This is a genomic window from Clostridioides sp. ES-W-0016-02 (assembly GCF_020641035.1).
In the GTDB taxonomy this organism is placed as follows: Bacteria; Bacillota; Clostridia; order Peptostreptococcales; family Peptostreptococcaceae; genus Clostridioides.
On the sequence record NZ_CP061361.1, the window covers coordinates 1,039,717 to 1,056,649 of the forward strand.

Below are 16,933 nucleotides of genomic sequence, written 5' to 3' on the forward strand. Positions count from 1 at the left end.
TTAGAAAAAATGGGCAACTTAATAAAATAATTGGAGGTGTAAATTTATAAAAAATGAATGGGACAAATAAAAAGATAGATTTATTAATGTTAAGTTTGTTTGTTTTTATATTTTTAATTGTTGGGATAGTAATACTATCTATTAGAACAGAAAATAAACTGAATGTATTTATAATGTTATCAGTTATTTTTTTTATAATAATGTTAACTTATTTATCAAACTCAGTAGTTGGTTTAATAACAAGTTCAATAACTATATTTATATATACATCCTATATTTTATATAACAATATTACTCACAATATAGATGTTGAGTTTATATCATATATATGGATAATAGCAATACCAATATCTTCAATTATAATGGGGAACATAAATAAAAACATAAATGAATTACAACTTACAAATATAAAATTAACTGAACAATATAAGGAACTAGTAACTATAGATAATGAAACTGGGCTTAGAAACTTAAAAATTTTTTATAATGATGTAGATATGGAAATAAGTAAGTCAGTCAGATATACTACTACTTTTTCTCTTATGATAGTAAAATTACCATATTATGAAAACCTACAGACTATATTTGGTGAAAGTAAAACTAACAAAATAGTAAAATATATTAGTTCAAATATTGTGGAATGTACAAGAAATGAAGATATAATATACAGTTTACAAAAAGATATGATAGGAATACTGATGCCAAACACAGCATTAGAAGGCTCAAAAGTTGTTAGAGATAGAATAAAGAAGAGGATAAAAGAGTTAAACTTAGATTTAAATAATAAAGGAAGATATGTAAATATAGATGTGAAAATTGCAATTTTAGAGTATAAAGATACTTTTGGAGACAGTATAAATTTTAAGAATATGGTTGAAGAGGAATTGCAGTATGATGTTTAAAACTTACAATAAAAATTTATCTAAAGTGTTAATTGCGCTTTTAATAGTATTGATAATGTCAAATTTTAATATATGCTCATATGCGGTAGAGACTTATTCTAATACAAATAAGGTACTGGTTATTTATGATTCTAAGAAAGAAACATCTTACAATCGAGATATCTTGAAAATTGTGAGGACTCTATTAGGTAGATTTAGCTCAAATATAGAGTTATTAAAATTAAGCAACTATGATAATGAGATAAATGAAACTTATTATAGTCATATATTTATTATAGGAATAAATGAAAATTCATATAGTAATGATGAAAAAACTAACACCTTAATTAATTCATTAGATTCCTATAAAGGAGTCATCTGCTGGTTAGGGCATGGTATAGAAAATCTGTTGGAATATAAGAAATATAACTTAGAATATGTAAAAAAAACAAATAATATAAACAGTGTAACCTATAAAGGTAAAGAGTATAACTTGGAGGAACACTATTTATTTAATATTGTAAAATCAACAGATAAAAACAATAAAATTATAGGAACTATTAGTGATACAGTAAATGAATATCCGTATATTGTAAATGATAAAAATCTTTTCTATGTGTCAAAGTTGGATTTAGATGGTGTTTTATTTTATATATTTTGTGATTCACTAAATGATGTGTTTAATGTTAAAACTTTCAATAAAGGTCGTATATTCGTAAGAATAGAAGATGTACATGCATTTAGAGAACCAAAAGAATTAATAAAAATAGCTGATTATTTAAGCAATAAGAATATACCATTTACAATTGCTTTGATACCAGCTTATGTAAATCCTAAAAATCATAAGATAACGACTTTATCAGAAAGCCCTGAGATTGTTAAAGCAGTAAAATATATGCAAGATAAGGGTGGTACAGTGATATTACATGGATACACACATAAATATAAAAATGAAGAAGTTTCTGGAGAAGGATATGAATTTTGGGATGGGGAAAAAGATGAGCCATTAAAAGAAAATATGACAATTTTTGTGAAAGATAGGGTTTTAAAAGGGCTTAGAATATGTATAGAAAATGGAATTTATCCTCTTGCATTTGAAGCTCCTCATTATGCAATAGAATCTGAAGGATATAAAGAATTAAAAAAATATTTTTCTACTTATGTAGGGCAACATCAAAATAATGATAAAAAATTTAGCACAAATACGTATCCATATGTAATTAGGGATACAGAAGAATTTAACATATTCATTCCTGAAAATTTGGGATATATAGACCCAGAAGATAAACTTACTTTTCAAAACATAAAAGAAAATTTAGATACACTATCTATTGTCAGAGGTTTTAGTGGTGGTTTTTTCTTTCATTCGTATTTAGATATAAAATATTTGAAAGATACAATAGAATACCTAGAAAAACAAAATATAGAGTTTTTGGATTTAAGAGATTTTGATAATTGGGTAAAGGTTGATGAGATACAAATAAGAAATAATGGTAATGAAATTAAAGTCAACTATGATAGAAATTTAGAAAAAAATAAAGAAGATGAAACTAGGTTTAAATCTATATCTAAAATCAGCAAAATTTTAATATCAATAGTATCTATAAGTGTTTTAGTTTTTGTAATTATATTTATATATTTTAAAAAAATAGATAAAAAGAAATTTTTAAAATAAAAAAGTTTAGATGAAGTGCTAATATTTAAAAAGATTTTAGGTGAATTTTATGAGAGGATTAAATGTATCAGAGTATCTATTTATATTTAGTTTATTTAGTATATGGTCTTTACTACTTATAAATATAGTTTTAGCTATGGGGGGATATCTATTTTATTTTAAGAACTTTGATAAAAAAATAAAAAAAATTGATAGATATCCAGTGGTATCAATACTTGTTCCTGCTCATAATGAAGCAAAGGTGATAGGTAGGACTGTGGAATCTTTATTACTACTTAATTATCCTAAAGATAAAATGGAACTTATTGTGATAAATGACAACTCTTCTGATAATAGTAGAGAAATTTTAGAAAGCATAAAGAGTAAATACAAAAACTATAATTTTACTATTATAAATACAGATAGCATGACTGGAGGTAAGGGAAAATCAAATGCATTAAATATTGGATATAAAATTTCAAAAGGAGAGTTTATAGCAGTATATGATGCAGATAATACCCCAGATAGAGATGCACTTAGGTATTTAATACAAACAATAGTTCTAGATGATGAATTAGGTGCTGTTATTGGAAAGTTTAGAACTAGAAATAAAAGTAAAAATCTATTGACGAAATTTATAAATATTGAAACCTTAAGCTTTCAATGGATGTCTCAAGCTGGTAGATGGCAATTATTTAATTTATGTACAATACCAGGAACTAACTTTATATTGAGAAAAAGTATTATAGAAGAAATTGGGGGATGGGATAGCAAAGCAATTGCAGAAGATACAGAAATTAGCTTTAGAATATATAAGTTAGGATATAAAATAAAGCTTGTGCCACAGTCGATAACATGGGAACAGGAACCAGAAACTATTAAAGTTTGGATAAAGCAAAGGACCAGATGGGCAAAAGGGAATATATACGTTTTAATGAAATATATAAAAAATATATTTAAACAAGGTAAAAATAAAATTGTATTTGATATAGCCTACTTTTTTTCTGTATATTTTCTATTTTTAACATCTGTTATTATCTCAGATATTTTATTTGTTTTAAGTGTATTTAAATTAATAGAGATTTCTATTCCAATCAACTTTATTATAATATGGATACTATCATACATTTTATTTATCATAGAAGTGAGTATAAGCTTAACTATAGAAAAAGGTGAGGCTACAATTGAGAATATATTTATAGTAGCACTTATGTATTTTACATATTCTCAACTATGGCTATTTGTTGCTATAAAAGGAATGGTAGAGTATTTAAAAGATATAATTTTCAAAAGAGAAGTTAAATGGTATAAAACGGAAAGATTTTAATTCATGTACAGGAGGTATTAACATGAAAAAATTTGTTGTATTAATTGTATCTTTAGTATTGTTTTTTTCAAATATCGCATTTGTAGATGAAGTAAAAGCTGATGAAACCAAAGTCAAAAATTATAAGTTTGAAAGAGATGTAACTATTGATGGAGTTATAGGTAGCAATAGTACTTTTTTTGAAGTAAACAAAAATTGGGATGTTGAGGAAGTATTATTTAATCTTAATTTTAGTAAGAGTCAAATATTAAATGGAGATGTTTCAAGTTTAACTATCTTAATAAATAATGTACCAATAAAATCGATTAAACTAAATGCCAAAAAAGATTATAAAGATACATTAAAAGTATCAATACCTAAAGATTATATAATACAAGGATATAATGAAATAAAAGTAAAAGCATATAAAACAATATCTGACAAAATATGTCAGGATGATTCTAACACTGGAAACTGGATGGTTATTCATAAGGAATCTTATACATCAATTAGATATAAGCAGAAAAAATTGGGCAATTCAATAAATGAGTATCCATATCCATATATAGAAATTGAAGAAAATTTTAAATTAGATACAACTTTAGTAGTTCCAGATAATATGAGTAGAGGTGAATCTACAGCTGTGTTTAATTTAGCATCAGAATTTGGAAAAATAACACAGAACGATAAGTTACAGTTTGACGTTAAATTATATTCAGAAATGAAGAACTGGTCAGATGATAACATTATATACATTGGTAAACCTGAAAATACAGCAGAAGAAATTTTGAATATTCTAAGTGCAAAGGAACAAACTTTATTATCTTCAAATTGTATAATTAAGCAGATAAATTCTCCGTATAACAATAATAAGAAGATGCTGGTGGTAATAGGTAGTAATGAAGAAGATTTAATAAAAGCATCTAAAGTATTGATAGACAATAGACTTTCTAATCAAATTCTATCATCATCAATACTTGTAAATAAAGATACTAATATAAAGATTGATGGTGAACAAGAATTAAATTTAGGACATATGACTTTAGAAGAATTAGGATATGCAGATATTTTATTGGAAGGTGCATTTAGTCAACAAGCTTTATTTGATGTTAGAATACCAAAAGGTAGAAAGTTAAATAATGGTTCAAAGATTGTTTTAAATTTAAGATATTCTGATAATTTGGATTTTGACAAGTCATTAGTTACAGTATATATAAATGATGTTGTTGTAGGAAGTAAAAAATTAGATAGAGCATATTCAGACAATGACAAGCTAGAATTAAAAATACCTAAAGATATAGATAATAAAAACTACTATCAAGTTAAGTTGGTGTTTAATTTAAATATAAAAAATTTAAATTGTGTTACAAGAGAAAGTAATAATCCTTGGGCATACGTGTCAAATAGTTCTTACTTGGAATTATCGACAAAAGAAAATCAGTCACTGAATTTTGAAAGTTATCCATATCCATTTGTTAAGAATGATAAGTTTAATGATTTAACTGTAATAATGCCAGATTATTCTGGGTCTCAAGCAATGACATGGATGTCCAGACTAGGTGTTAATTTAGGTGCAAATATTAGTTCGCATGAAGGAAATATAAATGTAATTAGAGGAAAAGAGTTTATCAATAAATATAAAGATACGAATATTATAGTTTTTGGAGTACCACTTAACAACTCTGTTATAAAGATGATAAATAGCAACTTAAATGTAAAGTTCAATAAAAACTATTCTAACTTTTTATCAAATGATAAGATAAGCTTTATTGACGATTATGGTAAAAACATTTCATCAATACAATTGATAAAATCACCTTACAATAATCAAAGAAATATTATGGTAATCAGCTCAATAGATGAAAAAAATTTATATTTAGGAATGGATTATTTATTAAATAAAAGTCAAGGCAATGATTTAAAAGGAGATACACTAACAATTGATGAATATGGAGAAGTAAAAGATTTAAATTACAATACAAAAATAAATAAAGAAATAAAAGATTCAAGTAGAGAATTGAATATAAGTAAAACAGCTAAAGTTTTTTTTGTTGTTTCTTTTATTGTTATAACTGTAGCTATAATTCTATCAATATTATTTATCAAGAAATATAAAAGAAGATAATACAGTAAACTTATTATTTTAAAATGAGGTATATGATTTGAATAAAAATATAAACAAATTTAAATTTAAGAAAAATATTTTAATCTTAGGAATTATTTTAACTTTTGTATTTATAATTTATTTTGTAAATATTGAATTAAAAAATAGAAGTTTAGTAAATAGCCAGTATGAGGGCAAGATTAAATCAGCCAATTTATCTATAGATTATGAAATAAATCAAGTTATGAAGGATATAGATAAGCTAGGATTGAATACAATAAATGTACCTATAGTTATAACTGTAGATGATATTAATTCTGATATCATGTCAATAGATAATAATAGCAAAAAAAAGGCAATCAAACTAATAAAAAAATTAAACAAGCAGGGTATTTCCACAATATTGGAAGCATATCCATGGATAAAAAATGGAGAGTTGTATGAGACAGATTGGAATCCTATGAATAAAAAAAGATTTTTTTATAACTGGCAAAATACTGTATTAAATGAACTTATAGAAGATGTAGCAAATCCATTGGATGTAAAGGTTTTAAATGTAGGCTCTAATTTTGTATACCTAGAAGAATATCAACAAAATTGGGGTGAAATAATAGATTTTGTACAATCAAAATTTGATGGGCTTGTAACATATAGAACTAATTGGTGGTATACAAGAAAAGGTGATTTAAATAGTAAATTATCTTATGAACAAAAACTAAATAATAATTTTTTTGATAAGTTAGACTTTATATCCATAGCAGCGTATTTTGAGTTAAGTGATAAATCTGTCAATACAGTTGATGAATTGGTTTCTGCTTTACATTCATCTACTGTGAATAATAGAGGACAAAATATAAAAGAAGAACTATATAATCTTTATAAGGTTCATCATAAACCGATATTTTTTGGAGAATTAGGCTTTTCAAATAGAGAAAATGCAAGTTCTCAACCATGGAATCATGTTCCTTCAGAAATTATAAATGATGAAGAACAAGCGAGATGCTTTGAAGCATATAGGAGAGTTTTTGAAAAAGAGGATTGGATAAATGGTTTTTCTGTGTTTTGTGTAGGTAAAATTGATGAAGAAAAAAACTTTTATCCATCAAAAGAGAGTATAAAGATTATTAAATCTTGGTATAAATAAATTTGTTATATAAATAGACAATTATAGTATATAAATAGTTGATTAGGAGAGATATAAATGGATGACATCAAGGTTATGACTGTATTTGGAACTAGACCTGAAGCTATCAAAGTAGCTCCTTTAATTAAGGAACTTGAAAAAAGAGAGCATATAAAAAGTATTGTGTGTGTGACAGCACAACATAGAGAAATGCTTGACCAGGTTATAGAAACTTTCAATATAAATGTAGACTATGATTTAGACATAATGAAAAAAGGGCAAAGTTTAAATGATATAACATGTAAAGTTTTAAATGAACTTCCCATGATTATAGATAAAGAAAAGCCAGACGTAATCTTAGTACATGGAGATACAACGACAACTCTAGCTACTAGTTTAACTGCATTTTATAGTAAAGTTCTAGTAGGTCATATAGAAGCAGGACTTAGAACTTATGATAAATATTCTCCATTTCCAGAAGAACTAAATAGACAACTTACAGGAATTATTGCTGATATACACTTTGCTCCTACTAATTTGGCAAAACAAAACCTAATTTCAGAAGGAAAGTCTGAAGACAATATATTTGTAACAGGCAATACTGCAATTGATGCATTAAAGATGACAATAAGAGAAAATTATACTCACCCTATAATGGATAAGCTTGGTGATGACAGAATGATTTTATTGACTTCTCATAGGAGGGAAAACTTAGGAGAACCTATGAGAAATATATTTAGAGCTGTAAAGCGAATAGTAGATGAATTTGAAGATGTACAGGTAGTATATCCTATACATTTAAATCCTGAAATACGTAGTATAGCCAGTGAAGTATTTGGGAAAAACACTAAAAAAATTCACATTATAGAGCCTTTGGAGGTAGTTGATTTTCACAATTTTTTAAACAAATCATATATGATAATGACTGATAGTGGTGGAATACAAGAAGAGGCTCCATCGCTAGGGAAACCAGTACTTGTGTTAAGAAAAAAGACAGAAAGAATAGAAGGAATTGAAGCAAAAACACTTAAATTAATAGGTACAAATGAAGAAAATATATATAATTCTGTAAAACAATTATTAACAAATAGAAATAATTATATTCAAATGAGTAAAGCTTCAAATCCATATGGGGATGGAAATGCAAGCAAGTATATAGTGGATATAATAGTAAAAAAATTTAATTGAAGATACTTAAATTAGCTTTTGTTAGCTTAATTTAAATTTTATATAAGACAGAATTAAAATATAACGACTTAATATAAAAATTATGATAAGATAAGGAATACAATTAGCAAGGGGGAATAATATGGCTAGAAAATGTATAAAAAATTTAGGCAAAAATAAAGCTGTAAGAAGGTTAAAGCTTGTATTTAAGAAGATACTTATTACTGTGTTTATAATAGCAAGTATAATAGCTGTTTTTAATATAACAAAATATTTTGAAGACTTATATAAGGTAAGAGATATAAAAACTACTAAAATTGAATACTATATGGATGTAGCTGATGAAGCAGGGGGCGGAAAAGTTCAATTAAGCTGGAAGGAGTTACTTGCTATAGATATGGTAATTTATGATGAAGATTTAAGTAATATAAAAAAGAAAGATACATTAAATGTTGGTGAAAAATTTATAGTAGAAGACAAAAATGATAAAGGAGAAAAAGTATACAAGGTAAAAAAGTTTAAGAAAGTATTGAATGAATTGAAATTTGACGCTTCTCAAAAAAGTAGAGCAAAAAAATACATGAAGGATTTAGAATACACATATCTTGGAAATAAGGAACTAAAAGATAGTGATGAAAAAATTAAGTTTATAAAGAAATTAGAAGACTCAGCTATAAGAGAGTATATCGATTATGGTATATTACCATCTATAACAATTGGACAAGCAATATTAGAATCTGGGTGGGGCAATTCTAAACTTACAAAGCAAAGTAATAATTTATTTGGTATAAAGGCAGATAAAGCGTGGAAGGGAAAAAGTGTAGCAATTTCAACTTCTGAACATTATAATGAAAAAATTGTAGCAAGTTTTAGGTCATATGGTTCATTAGAGGACTCTGTAAAAGACCATGGTTTATTTTTAGTAAATAATAAAAGGTATAGAAAAAATGGATTGTTTGAAGCAAAAGACTATATTAGTCAGGCACAAGCATTAGAAGATGCTGGATATAGTACAGCTGAAGATAAAAGTGGGAATCGTATATATGCAGAACTACTAATAGAGGTTATTAGAAGCTATAACTTACAATTAATAGATAATAAAGTGGAAACAAAATAAGGATTAATTCTACATGAAAGTGTAACAAGATAAATTTGTTTTATACAAAAGAATAGAAAAAATGTAAAAAAACATAAAAAAATGTATTGACTTGTTATTTGAAAGGTGATATTATTATTACTGTACTCGAAAGAGAACAAAATGAACTTTGAAAATTAAACAGTAGGTTAATTTATAAAACAAGAAACAAACCATAAAGCCAGATATTTAGATAATAATAGTATCTGAGCCTGATAAACTTTTATTTGAGAGTTTGATCCTGGCTCAGGATGAACGCTGGCGGCGTGCCTAACACATGCAAGTTGAGCGATTTACTTCGGTAAAGAGCGGCGGACGGGTGAGTAACGCGTGGGTAACCTACCCTGTACACACGGATAACATACCGAAAGGTATGCTAATACGGGATAACATATTTGAGAGGCATCTCTTGAATATCAAAGGTGAGCCAGTACAGGATGGACCCGCGTCTGATTAGCTAGTTGGTAAGGTAACGGCTTACCAAGGCGACGATCAGTAGCCGACCTGAGAGGGTGATCGGCCACATTGGAACTGAGACACGGTCCAAACTCCTACGGGAGGCAGCAGTGGGGAATATTGCACAATGGGCGAAAGCCTGATGCAGCAACGCCGCGTGAGTGATGAAGGCCTTCGGGTCGTAAAACTCTGTCCTCAAGGAAGATAATGACGGTACTTGAGGAGGAAGCCCCGGCTAACTACGTGCCAGCAGCCGCGGTAATACGTAGGGGGCTAGCGTTATCCGGATTTACTGGGCGTAAAGGGTGCGTAGGCGGTCTTTCAAGTCAGGAGTGAAAGGCTACGGCTCAACCGTAGTAAGCTCTTGAAACTGGGAGACTTGAGTGCAGGAGAGGAGAGTGGAATTCCTAGTGTAGCGGTGAAATGCGTAGATATTAGGAGGAACACCAGTTGCGAAGGCGGCTCTCTGGACTGTAACTGACGCTGAGGCACGAAAGCGTGGGGAGCAAACAGGATTAGATACCCTGGTAGTCCACGCTGTAAACGATGAGTACTAGGTGTCGGGGGTTACCCCCCTCGGTGCCGCAGCTAACGCATTAAGTACTCCGCCTGGGAAGTACGCTCGCAAGAGTGAAACTCAAAGGAATTGACGGGGACCCGCACAAGTAGCGGAGCATGTGGTTTAATTCGAAGCAACGCGAAGAACCTTACCTAAGCTTGACATCCCAATGACATCTCCTTAATCGGAGAGTTCCCTTCGGGGACATTGGTGACAGGTGGTGCATGGTTGTCGTCAGCTCGTGTCGTGAGATGTTGGGTTAAGTCCCGCAACGAGCGCAACCCTTGTCTTTAGTTGCCATCATTAAGTTGGGCACTCTAGAGAGACTGCCAGGGATAACCTGGAGGAAGGTGGGGATGACGTCAAATCATCATGCCCCTTATGCTTAGGGCTACACACGTGCTACAATGGGTAGTACAGAGGGTTGCCAAGCCGTAAGGTGGAGCTAATCCCTTAAAGCTACTCTCAGTTCGGATTGTAGGCTGAAACTCGCCTACATGAAGCTGGAGTTACTAGTAATCGCAGATCAGAATGCTGCGGTGAATGCGTTCCCGGGTCTTGTACACACCGCCCGTCACACCACGGGAGTTGGAGACGCCCGAAGCCGATTATCTAACCTTTTGGAAGAAGTCGTCGAAGGTGGAATCAATAACTGGGGTGAAGTCGTAACAAGGTAGCCGTATCGGAAGGTGCGGCTGGATCACCTCCTTTCTAAGGAGAATTGCCTACTGTTTAATTTTGAGGGTTCGTTTTTACGAATACTCAATTAGCACTTTGAGCAACGGAATTTATTCGTTGGCGACGTGCCTTAGCACTTTAAGCAACAGGATTTATCTGTTGGCGCTGTGCGTTAGCACTTTGAAAACTGCATATATATATTTAGTGATATGACATCTAATTTGTAATATATAAAGTTGATAACTTTTAAAAATTATCGAAGTTGATAGCTTCTAATCTATCAAACCTTTTTAACTGGTCAAGTTATTAAGGGTGCAGGGCGGATGCCTTGGCACTAGGAGCCGATGAAGGACGCGATAAGCTGCGATAAGCTTCGGGGAGTTGCACGTAAACTTTGATCCGAAGATTTCCGAATGAGGAAACTCACTTAGAGTAATGTCTAAGTATCATTAAGTGAATACATAGCTTAATGAGGGGAACTCAGGGAACTGAAACATCTAAGTACCTGAAGGAAGAGAAAGAAATTCGATTCCGTAAGTAGCGGCGAGCGAACGCGGAATAGCCCAAACCAATAAAGTTTTCTTTATTGGGGTTGCGGACATATCTTAAACGAAGAGGTATCGTAATTGAAGAGGTTTGGAAAGACCCACCACAGAAGGTAATAGTCCTGTATGTCAAACGAGAAAACTTCAGATATGATCCAGAGTACCACGGGACACGTGAAACCCTGTGGGAAGCAGGAGGGACCACCCTCCAAGGCTAAATACTACCTAGTGACCGATAGCGTATAGTACCGTGAGGGAAAGGTGAAAAGAACCCCGGGAGGGGAGTGAAATAGAACCTGAAACCCTGCACTTACAAGCTGTGGAAGCACATTTCTTGTGTGACCGCGTACTTTTTGTAGAACGGGCCAACGAGTTACGTTAAGTAGCAAGGTTAAGCACTTAAGGTGTGGAGCCGTAGCGAAAGCGAGTTTTAACTGAGCGTTCAGTTACTTGACGTAGACCCGAAACCGGGCGACCTACCCATGAGCAGGATGAAGCGAAAGTAAAATTTCGTGGAGGTCCGAACCCACGAGCGTTGAAAAGCTCGGGGATGACTTGTGGGTAGCGGTGAAATTCCAATCGAGCCCGGAGATAGCTGGTTCTCCCCGAAATAGCTTTAGGGCTAGCCTCAAGGTGAGAGATACGGAGGTAGAGCACTGAATGTCCTAGGGGGTATTGCACCTACCGAAGACTATCAAACTCCGAATGCCGTCATCTTATACTTGGGAGTCAGACTGTGGGTGATAAGATTCATAGTCGAAAGGGCAACAGCCCAGATCGTCAGCTAAGGTCCCTAAATGTAAGTTAAGTGGTAAAGGATGTGGGATTGCACAGACAACCAGGATGTTGGCTTAGAAGCAGCCACTCATTCAAAGAGTGCGTAATAGCTCACTGGTCGAGTGATCCTGCGCCGAAGATTTCCGGGGCTAAAACTTACTACCGAAGCTACGGCATCAGTAATGATGGGTAGGGGAGCTTCCCATACGGGTTGAAGCATGACCGTAAGGACATGTGGACAGTATGGGAGTGAGAATGTTGGCATGAGTAGCGAGATGTGGGTGAGAATCCCACAGGCCGTAAACCCAAGGTTTCCAGGGGAAGGTTCGTCCGCCCTGGGTTAGTCGGGACCTAAGCTGAGGCCGAAAGGCGTAGGTGATGGACAACAGGTTGATATTCCTGTACTACCGATAACCGTTTGAGAGATGGGATGACACAGTAGGATAAGCTAAGCACACTGTTGGTTATGTGTGCCCAAGCATTGAGGCAGTCAGAGTAGGTAAATCCGCTTTGATAATGCTGGGATGTGATGGGGAGCGAAATTTAGTAGCGAAGTAGCTGATTTCACACTGTCAAGAAAAGTCTCTATCGAGGTTAAAGGTACCCGTACCGCAAACCGACACAGGTGGGTGAGGAGAGTATCCTAAGGCCCGCGAGAGAACTGTTGTTAAGGAACTCGGCAAAATGACCCCGTAACTTAGGGATAAGGGGTGCCACCATACGGTGGCCGCAGAGAATAGGCCCAAGCGACTGTTTACCAAAAACATAGGTTTCTGCTAAGTCGCAAGACGATGTATAGGAGCTGACGCCTGCCCGGTGCTGGAAGGTTAAGGGGATCTGTTAGAGTAATCGAAGCAGTGAACTTAAGCCCCAGTAAACGGCGGCCGTAACTATAACGGTCCTAAGGTAGCGAAATTCCTTGTCGGGTAAGTTCCGACCCGCACGAAAGGCGTAACGATTTGGGCACTGTCTCAACAACAGACTCGGTGAAATTGTAATTCCGGTGAAGATGCCGGATACCTGCGACAGGACGGAAAGACCCCATGGAGCTTTACTGTAGCTTGACATTGGGTCTTGGTACTACATGTACAGGATAGGTGGGAGGCTTTGAAACCAGGACGCCAGTTTTGGCGGAGCCATCCTTGGGATACCACCCTTGTAGTACTGGGACTCTAACCATAGGCCATGAATCTGGTCTTGGGACACTGTCAGGTGGGCAGTTTGACTGGGGCGGTCGCCTCCCAAAAGGTAACGGAGGCGCTCAAAGGTTCTCTCAGTACGGTCGGAAATCGTACGTAGAGTGTAAAGGCAAAAGAGAGCTTGATTGCAAGACATACAGGTCGAGCAAGGATGAAAATCGGACTTAGTGATCCGGTGGTTCTGCGTGGAAGGGCCATCGCTCAACGGATAAAAGCTACCCTGGGGATAACAGGCTTATCTCCCCCAAGAGTCCACATCGACGGGGAGGTTTGGCACCTCGATGTCGGCTCATCACATCCTGGGGCTGTAGTAGGTCCCAAGGGTTGGGCTGTTCGCCCATTAAAGTGGTACGCGAGCTGGGTTCAGAACGTCGTGAGACAGTTCGGTCCCTATCCGTCGCAGGCGTAGGAAATTTGAGGAGACCTGTCCTTAGTACGAGAGGACCGGGATGGACGTACCTCTGGTGTACCAGTTGTTCTGCCAAGGGCATGGCTGGGTAGCTATGTACGGAATGGATAAGCGCTGAAAGCATCTAAGCGCGAAGCCAACTTCAAGATAAGATTTCCCACCGCAAGGGTAAGACCCCAGAAAGACTATCTGGTTGATAGGTCGAAGGTGTAAGTGCAGCAATGTATTTAGCTTATCGATACTAATAGGTCGAGGACTTGACCAATATTTATTTGATGTTCATTAATTAAAATATATATGTAGTTTTTAGAGTGTTAACTTTAAAAAACTAGTTTTACTAGCTATAAAAATTTAATGCGGGTGTAGCTCAATGGTAGAGTTCTGGCCTTCCAAGCCAGCTGTGAGGGTTCGATCCCCTTCACCCGCTCCAAAAGATTATGTGGTTACAATAGCAGAGAGGATACACCTGTTCCCATTCCGAACACAGAAGTTAAGCTCTCTAGCGCTGATGGTACTTGGTGGGAAACTGCCTGGGAGAGTAGGACGTAGCCACGTAATTTTTTTTTGCATAAAATTTTATAAAAATCTAATTATTATATGTTTTTATTTGTCTTTTATAGATTTTTTTGGCAATAAATGATATAGTGAATATAATTAAATATTTAAATATTTAATTTTTTTTGTTTTTTTGTAAGTTTATTTTTATAACTTTCTTTAAAATTTTTGGGAGATACACTTTGACATATGTTTTAAAAGTAATTTTAACAGTAAGTAGGATAAAAAATAAATAAAATAGAAATTTGTGTTAAATAAGGAGATTAATATGAAAAAAAATGCAAGATTGATAACAACAGGAATTCTTTCAATGGCAATTGTTGCACCTACAATGGCATTTGCTACTGAGTCTAATGCTATGGAAAATAATGCTAACTTAAATATAAATTTGGAGAAAAAAAGTATAGTTTTAGGAAGTACATCAAAAGTAAGTGTGAAGTTTAAAGAAAAGCCAGATGCTGATAGCATTACTTTAAAATATAAATGTTATGACATGCCACTAGATACAACTCTGAACTACAATCAATCAACTGGATTATATGAAGGAACAATCAACTACAATAAAGACCCAGAATATTTAAATGTATGGGAATTACAGGGTATAACAATAAATAGCACAACTAATCCTAAGACTTTAGATAAACAAGAATTAGAAGCTATGGGATTAAATTTAAAAGATTATGATGTAACACAGGAATGTATAATTGAAGATATAACTTCGAGAAAAGATGTAAATAAATATATGAGAAAAACTTCTGCTCCTATAACAGAACTTACAGGAAGTGATAGATATGAAACAGCAGTTAAGATAAGTAAAGAAGGCTGGAAAAATGGTTCAGATAAAGTAATTATAATAAGTGGAGATGTAAGCATCGACGGTATTATATCAACTCCACTAGCTACTACATATAATGCACCAATACTTTTAGTTGAAAAAAACAGTGTACCAGCCAGTGTAAAAGCAGAATTAAAGCGTCTAAATCCTAAAGATATAATTATAATTGGAGATGAGAATTCTATTTCTAAAACTACTGCTAATCAAATAAAATCAACTGTAAGTGCTAGTCAAACACGTTTGAATGGTTCTAATAGATATGAGACATCTTTATTGATAGCAAAAGAAATAGATAAAAATCATGATGTAGATAAAGTATATATAACAAATGCAAATGGTGGAGAAGTAGATGCACTTACTATTGCAGCAAAAGCAGGTCAAGATAAGCAACCAATTATATTAAGTGATAAAGACAGTCTTACAAACGATACATATAAGTGGCTACAAAGTGAGGATTTACAAAGTGCTTACTTTATAGGTGGTCCTCAAATGTTATCAACAAATGTTATCAATAAAATAAATGATATAACTAAAGATAGTGTTACTAAAAATAGAGTATATGGAGCAGATAGACATGAAACAAATGCAAATGTAATAAAAACATTCTATACAGAGGATGAATTAGAAGCTGTTTTAGTAGCTAAGTCAGATGTACTTGTTGATGCTTTAGCAGCAGGGCCATTGGCTGCTAGTTTAAAATCTCCAATACTTATAACACCAAAAACATATGTATCTGCATATCATAAGGATAATTTAGAATCTAAATCTGCTAATAAAGTGTATAAGATAGGAGGCGGATTAACTTCTAAGGTAATGAATTCTATAGCATCATCATTATCTAAGCATAATACAACACCGACAGACCCAGGAACTAGTAATGGAGCAAAGACAGTTATGATTGACCCAGGTCATGGTGGCTCGGATACTGGAACAACAGGTAAACCATTAGGTGGAATTAGAGAAAAAGATTATACTTTAAATACTTCACTTGCAACAACTGAGTATTTACGTTCAAAAGGAATAAATGTAATTATGACAAGAGATACAGATAAGACTTTATCACTTGGAAATAGAACTGCCCTATCTAACTCTTTAAGACCAGATTTATTTACAAGTATACACTATAATGCATCTGATACAACTGGAAATGGAGTAGAAGTATTTTATAAACTTGCAGACAAAAATGGTGGAACTACTAAAACTGTAGCTACAAACATATTAAATAGAATTTTAGAGAAGTTTAATCTTAAAAATAGAGGTATAAAAACAAGAACACTATCAACTGACCCTACAAAGGATTACTTGTATGTTTTAAGAACTAATGATATGCCAGCTGTGCTTGTAGAATGTGCATTTTTAGATAATGAGAAGGATATGAGTTTACTGAATTCATCATCAAAAGTAAAGGACATGGGTACACAAATAGGTAAAGGTATAGAAGAGTCATTAAAATAGTACATAATGAAAATACTTAAAAACTCAGCATAAATTAATTTATGACTTTAGATTTAGTTTAAATCCATAAAATAAAAATATAATTCTGTTAGTAA

At 32.9% G+C, this 16,933-nt stretch carries 8 protein-coding genes, 1 tRNA gene and 3 rRNA genes; all 12 read left to right on the forward strand.

The features are described from left to right. Positions 1 to 53: 53 nt before the first annotated feature. The 12 genes from IC758_RS05145 (at position 54) to IC758_RS05200 (ending at position 16,838) form a co-directional block, all read left to right on the forward strand. On the forward strand, positions 54 to 902 hold the full coding sequence (locus tag IC758_RS05145) for a diguanylate cyclase domain-containing protein (RefSeq protein ID WP_227436619.1): 849 nt from the start codon (positions 54 to 56) through the stop codon (positions 900 to 902). Then, complete coding sequence (locus IC758_RS05150; protein WP_227851474.1) at positions 892 to 2,556, forward strand: DUF2334 domain-containing protein; 1,665 nt, start codon at positions 892 to 894, stop codon at positions 2,554 to 2,556. The genes IC758_RS05145 and IC758_RS05150 overlap by 11 nt, the downstream gene beginning before the upstream one ends. Before the next feature lie 49 nt (positions 2,557 to 2,605). Further along, a complete protein-coding gene (locus IC758_RS05155; RefSeq protein WP_227436615.1) occupies positions 2,606 to 3,862 on the forward strand; it encodes a glycosyltransferase in 1,257 nt (418 codons plus the stop codon). A 22-nt stretch (positions 3,863 to 3,884) separates the two neighbouring features. Then, positions 3,885 to 5,966, forward strand: a complete 2,082-nt coding sequence (locus IC758_RS05160; RefSeq protein ID WP_227860808.1) for a cellulose biosynthesis cyclic di-GMP-binding regulatory protein BcsB — start codon at positions 3,885 to 3,887, stop codon at positions 5,964 to 5,966. 37 nt (positions 5,967 to 6,003) lie between these two features. Next, on the forward strand, positions 6,004 to 7,089 hold the full coding sequence (locus tag IC758_RS05165; RefSeq protein WP_227855761.1) for a glycoside hydrolase family 113: 1,086 nt from the start codon (positions 6,004 to 6,006) through the stop codon (positions 7,087 to 7,089). A gap of 57 nt (positions 7,090 to 7,146) precedes the next feature. After that, positions 7,147 to 8,256 carry a non-hydrolyzing UDP-N-acetylglucosamine 2-epimerase gene (gene wecB / locus IC758_RS05170; protein WP_227436609.1) on the forward strand — a complete coding sequence of 370 codons (1,110 nt, stop codon included), beginning with the start codon at positions 7,147 to 7,149 and terminating at the stop codon, positions 8,254 to 8,256. A gap of 121 nt (positions 8,257 to 8,377) precedes the next feature. Then, a complete protein-coding gene (locus tag IC758_RS05175; protein ID WP_227482915.1) occupies positions 8,378 to 9,352 on the forward strand; it encodes a glycoside hydrolase family 73 protein in 975 nt (324 codons plus the stop codon). Positions 9,353 to 9,593: 241 nt separating this feature from the next. Beyond that, positions 9,594 to 11,096, forward strand: a 16S ribosomal RNA gene (locus IC758_RS05180). A gap of 263 nt (positions 11,097 to 11,359) precedes the next feature. Continuing rightward, a 23S ribosomal RNA gene (locus IC758_RS05185) occupies positions 11,360 to 14,258 on the forward strand. Positions 14,259 to 14,349: 91 nt separating this feature from the next. Beyond that, a tRNA-Gly gene (locus IC758_RS05190) sits at positions 14,350 to 14,423 on the forward strand. Positions 14,424 to 14,431: 8 nt separating this feature from the next. Next, positions 14,432 to 14,548: ribosomal RNA gene (gene rrf / locus IC758_RS05195) — 5S ribosomal RNA — on the forward strand. The 16S, 23S and 5S rRNA genes sit together here with 1 tRNA gene alongside, the layout of an rRNA operon. 268 nt (positions 14,549 to 14,816) lie before the next feature. Then, the gene (locus IC758_RS05200) at positions 14,817 to 16,838 is read left to right on the forward strand and encodes an N-acetylmuramoyl-L-alanine amidase (RefSeq protein WP_227860809.1); all 2,022 of its coding nucleotides are present in this window, start codon (positions 14,817 to 14,819) and stop codon (positions 16,836 to 16,838) included. Positions 16,839 to 16,933: the final 95 nt, after the last annotated feature.